General features: G+C 74.3%; 4 protein-coding genes. 2 read left to right on the forward strand and 2 right to left on the reverse strand.

Annotated features, from left to right (window positions below):
• Together AN218_RS31175 and AN218_RS31180 are read left to right on the forward strand one after the other, a co-directional pair.
• A partial coding sequence (locus tag AN218_RS31175) for an SbcC/MukB-like Walker B domain-containing protein (RefSeq protein ID WP_275937010.1) occupies positions 1–753 on the forward strand: 753 nt, incomplete at its 5' end.
• Between the two features lie 131 nt (positions 754–884).
• Positions 885–1,724: an SDR family oxidoreductase gene (locus AN218_RS31180; protein ID WP_070020382.1), complete on the forward strand. Its 840-nt coding sequence runs from the start codon at positions 885–887 to the stop codon at positions 1,722–1,724.
• 237 nt (positions 1,725–1,961) lie between these two features.
• On the opposite strand, the gene AN218_RS31185 is transcribed toward AN218_RS31180, so the two are convergent.
• Both AN218_RS31185 and AN218_RS31190 read right to left on the reverse strand, forming a co-directional pair.
• Positions 1,962–3,665, reverse strand: coding sequence for a DUF885 domain-containing protein (locus AN218_RS31185; RefSeq protein ID WP_070020383.1), 1,704 nt, complete (start codon positions 3,663–3,665; stop codon positions 1,962–1,964).
• A gap of 41 nt (positions 3,666–3,706) precedes the next feature.
• Positions 3,707–5,026, reverse strand: a 1,320-nt coding sequence (locus tag AN218_RS31190; RefSeq protein WP_079132789.1) for a GNAT family N-acetyltransferase, incomplete at its 5' end; no start/stop codon positions are given.

The following is a 5,026-nucleotide window of genomic DNA, read 5'->3' on the forward strand; positions in this document are numbered from 1 at the left end:
CTGACCGCCGCGGCGGCGCTTCCGCCCGCCGACGCCGACGCCGCCCAGCGCGCGACGGACGAGGCCACCCGGCGGTTGCGCGAAGCCTCTGCCGCCGAGGACGCCGCCCGTACGCGCTGCGCCGAACTCGACGGCCTCACCCGGCAGGCGGTCACCGGCGCACGCGAACTCGCCCCGCTGCGCGAGGCGTACGAACGCGTGGCACGCCTGGCGAACCTGGCCGCGGGCACCTCCTCGGAGAACGAGCACCGGATGCGGCTGGAGTCCTACGTCCTCGCCGCCCGTCTCGAACAGGTCGCCAAGGCGGCGACCGCACGGCTGTCCCGCATGTCGGCCGGGCGCTTCACCCTCGTACACTCCGACGCCCGCGCCGGCGGACGCGCACGCTCGGGCCTCGGGCTGCACGTCATCGACGCCTGGACGGGCGCCGAACGCGACACGGCCACGCTCTCCGGCGGCGAGACCTTCTCCGCCTCCCTCGCGCTGGCCCTCGGCCTCGCCGACGTCGTCACCGACGAGGCGGGCGGCACCCGGCTGGAGACGCTCTTCATCGACGAGGGCTTCGGCAGCCTGGACGAGCAGACGCTCGACGAGATCCTCGACGTCCTGGACTCCCTGCGGGAGCGCGACCGTTGTGTGGGCATCGTCAGTCACGTCGCCGACCTGCGCCAGCGCGTCCCCGTACAGCTCGAGGTCGTCAAGTCGCGGCACGGCTCGACGCTGCACCACCGGTCGGTGCCGGTGCACGGCTGACACCACGGGACCGGCCGCGGGCCGTACGGGGCTTCCGCGCCGCACGGCATCGCACGGTATGCGCCGGTGCGCCCGCGGCACGGGGGAAATCCGGGCGACTGAACGTGCCCGCCCGTACCAGGCTGTCCGCCATGTCTGATCCGACTCCACCGCACCGCGACCCGCTGCCGCTGCGCGGCCGTACCGCCCTCGTCACCGGGGCCAGCCGCCGCGCCGGTATCGGCCACGCGGTCGCCCGCCGCCTCGCCGCGTACGGCGCGAGCGTCTACACCCACCACCACCGGACACACGATGACGCGCTGCCCTGGGGCGCCGATCCCGACGGGTCCGAGCAACTGGCCGACGCCGTACGGGAGACGGCGGCGCCGGGCGCGACCGTCGCACACGGACCCGGCGACCTGACCGAACCCGGCGCACCCGCCCGCCTCGTCGAGCAGGCGGCCGAGGCGCTGGGCGGCGACGGGCTCGACATCCTCGTCGCCAACCACGCCCTCAGCGGCAGCGACGGCCCGCTCGACACCGTCGACGCGGAGATGCTCGACGCCCACTGGGCGGTGAACACCCGCTCGGTGATCCTGCTGATCCAGGCGTTCGCCCGCCTCCGCCTGAGCCGGCCGGAGGCCGCCCCCACGGGCCGCGTCGTGATGATGACCTCCGGACAGGACGTACGAGGCGGCATGCCCGGCGAGCTGTGCTACGCGCTGGCGAAGGGCGCCCTGGCCTCGTCCGTGCGTACGCTCGCGACCGCGCTGGCGCCGCGGATCACCGTCAACGCCGTCAACCCCGGCCCCGTGGACACCGGTTACCTCCAGGGCGAGGAGCACGCCGCCGTCGCCGCGCTCTTTCCGGGAGGGCGCTGGGCGGCACCCGACGACGCGGCCCGTCTGGTGGCCTGGCTGACGACGGACGAGGCCGGGTGGATCACCGGCGAGGTCGTGAACTCCGAGAACGGCTTCGGCCGCGACATGTGAACCGAGCCGGGCACCGTCGCCTCATCGGCCAATCGACCCATGGACAGGGCGACTTGTCGCCAAAACGCTAGAGAGACGTGTGAGGCGCGTGGGCAGCAGGGCGCGCACGGGGCGGCGGGGTGTGCGGGGGGCACACCGCCACCCGCACACCCCGCCGCCCACATCCCCTGCGTACACCCTGCGCAGACCGTGCGTCCGGCGGCCCTCACCGCCGACCGGCCCGCCCCGTACGGGAGTTCAGAGCGCGGACAGCTCCGCCACCAGGTCGTCCAGACCCAGCGAGCCCTGGGAGAGCGCGGCCATGTGCCACTTCTTCGGGTCGAACGCGTCGCCGTGCGCCCGCTGCGCCGCCGCACGGCCCGTCAGCCACGCACGCTCGCCGAGCTTGTAGCCGATGGCCTGCCCCGGCATGCCGAGATAGCGCACCAGCTCGCTTTCCACGAAGTCCGCGGGACGCCCGCTGTGCATCCCGAAGAACTCCTGGGCGAGTTCGGGCGTCCACGTCTCCCCGGGACGGAACGGGGAGTCGTCCGGGATGCGCAGTTCCAGATGCATGCCGATGTCGACGATGACGCGGGTCGCCCGCATCATCTGCGCGTCCAGATACCCCAGCCGCTGTTCGGCGCTGGTGAGGAAGCCCAGCTCGTCCATGAGCCGCTCCGCGTACAGCGCCCAGCCCTCGGCGTTGGCGCTGACCATGCCGACCGAGGTCTGGTAGCGGGAGAGCTCGTCGGCGACGTGCGCCCACTGCGCGAGCTGGAGATGGTGGCCGGGAACGCCCTCGTGGTACCAGGTGGAGACCAGGTCGTAGACGGGGAAGCGGGTCTCGCCCATGGTCGGCAGCCAGGTGCGGCCGGGCCGGGAGAAGTCCAGCGACGGCTGGGTGTAGTACGGCGCCGCCGCACCGCCCGGAGGAGCGATGCGCGACTCCACGCGCTTGACGCGCTCGGCCAGTTCGAAGTGCGTGCCGTCCAGCTTCTCGATGGCCTCGTCCATGAGGCCCTGGAGCCACTCGCGCACCTCCTCGACGCCCTCGACGGCCTCGCCCTCGGTGTCCAGACGCCGCAGCGCCTCCCACGGGGTGGCCGCGCCCGGCAGGATCTTCTCCGCCTCGGTGCGCATCTCGCCCAGCAGCCGGTGGAATTCGGACCAGCCGTAGGCGTACGCCTCGTCCAGGTCGAGGTCGGCGCCGTTCCAGTAGCGCGCCCAGCGGGCGTAGCGCTCCCGGCCGACCGTCTCCGGCGACCCCGCGACGCGCGGCTCGTACACCTCGCGCAGCCAGTCGCGCAGCTCCCGTACGGCGGCGGTGGCATCCGCCGCGCCCGAGGCGAGGACCTCCGTCAGCGCGTCCGGGCCCTCGGCGGCGAAGGCGGCGAACCACCCCTTGCCGTCGCCGTCGTCGCCGTCGCCGACCCACTCGTCGAGCTGCCCGATGACGGTGGAGACCTGGCGGGGCCCGGCATGCAGGCCCTTCTCCAGACCGGCGGCGAGCGATTCCCGGTAGCCCTCCAGGGCGTCGGGCACCGCACGCAGCCGCTGGGCGACGGCCGTCCAGTCCTCCAGCGTCTCGGAGGGCATGACGGTGAAGATGCCGCGTACGGAGTGGACGGGGGAGTGCAGATTGCTCACGGCACGCAGCCCCTCCTGGGCGTCGTGCACGGCGAGTTCGGCCGTCAGCCGCTCCCGCAGCAGACGGGCGCAGCGGCGCTCGGCGTCGCTGTCGGCTCCGGGCTGTTCCTCGGACTCGGCGAGCTTGCGCAGCGTCGTACGGCTCAGCTCGGCCAGGGCCTCCTGGCCCGCGGGGGAGAAGTCGGGGAGACGGCTGTGGGACTCGGGTACGCCGAGGTACGTACCGGTCACGGGGTCGAGTTGGACGAGGGCGTCGACGTAGGCGTCGGCGACCTGTCGCGGCAGGGGGGTGGTCTTCATCGCATCGGACATGGGCCCATCCTGGTACGCGCGGGGGCCCGGCGTCATCAGCATCAGCCGTGCCGGGGGCCGCTGAGCTGCCGTTCGGCGGCGCCACCGGGCTCCGTGCCCGCGTCCGAGCCCGCCGCACGGGCGGTGTCCGTGCCGGTCGCCGTACCGGTGTCCGTCCGGGTTGGCGCGGTCTCGCCGGTGCCCGCGAGCCGGGCGGTGATCACCAGCGTGCCGTCCTCGACCTGGTGGTCGAGCGGCAGGCCCAGCCGGCGCATCGCGGCGACCATCGCCGTGTTGGACGCCTGGGTGACGGCGTAGACGTCCGCCGAGCCCGCCTCACGGGCCAACCCGACCAGCCTGCGCAGCAGTTCGCCGCCGATGCCGCGGTGCTGCCAGTCGTCCTCGACGAGCAGCGCGATCTCGCTCTCGTCCCCGTCCCACAGCAGATGGCCCAGCGCGACGAGGCGTCCCGAGGCCGTCCAGGCGGCAAGGGTGCGCCCGAAGCGCGGCGAGAGCAGATGCCGCAGATAGCGGTCGGCCTCGGAGACGGGGCCGTGGTAGCGCCGGTCCAGCGTCGTGCGGGAGCACCGCTCGTGCATGCTCAGCGCCGCGTCCAGATCGCCGGTGTCGGCCCTGCGTACGGTGACGGGCAGGCCGTCCGGCAGCGTCAGCCGGTCCGCGGAGCGCGGCACGCGCACACCGGCGCCGACCACCCGGTCCAGCTCCACCAGGGCCGCGGCACGCGCGAACTCGGCCGGTGTGAACGGCAGTTGGGGCCGTTCGACGACGATAACGCCGCCCGCCGGGTCGGGCAGCCGCAGCACGGTCTCCTCGCAGCTTCCCTCGGGCGGTACGTCCAGGGGCGAGGGCACCCCGGAGAACGGCGAGACGGGCGGCACCGAGCGCACCGTGCAGCGGCCCAGCAACTGCCGCAGCGCCAGGGGCAGTTCGGCGGTGTCCCGGGCCGTACGGGCGGCCAGGCGCAGCGCCCGCGTCGGAGCGTCCTCCAGATCGTGGGCGTCGGCGCGCTCCACGCGGGTGCGGGAGCCGCCGGCGCCGTCCACGGTCCGCGTCAGATCGGTGGCCTCCAGCGCGGCGGGAGCGCGCAACACGAACTCGTCCAGGGCCTGTTCGCGGCGCACCGGGGTATCCGTGCGTCCGCCGTCACGAGACCCGGACCCGTACGCGGACGCGGAGTCCGGCTCCGGTTCGGGCGCCGGGCCCAGCGGGAAGGTCTGCAGCGAGACGATGTCCACGTCCTCCCGCGCCAGCGCCCCGCACAGCGCCGCGAGCCGCCCCGGCTCGTCCGGCACGGTCGTGCGCATCCGCCACAGCGACGTCGCCCTGCCCGGCCCGGAGGCCGCGTCCTGCCCGGCCTCGCG

Source organism: Streptomyces nanshensis, assembly GCF_001751255.1.
GTDB classification, from domain to species: Bacteria; Actinomycetota; Actinomycetes; order Streptomycetales; family Streptomycetaceae; genus Streptomyces; species Streptomyces nanshensis_A.

Coding starts and splice junctions, on each gene's coding strand:
- AN218_RS31185 (WP_070020383.1), bottom strand. CDS start 3,665: ATGTCCGATGCGATGAAGACCACCCCCCTGCCGCGACAGGTCGCCGAC.
- AN218_RS31180 (WP_070020382.1), top strand. CDS start 885: ATGTCTGATCCGACTCCACCGCACCGCGACCCGCTGCCGCTGCGCGGC.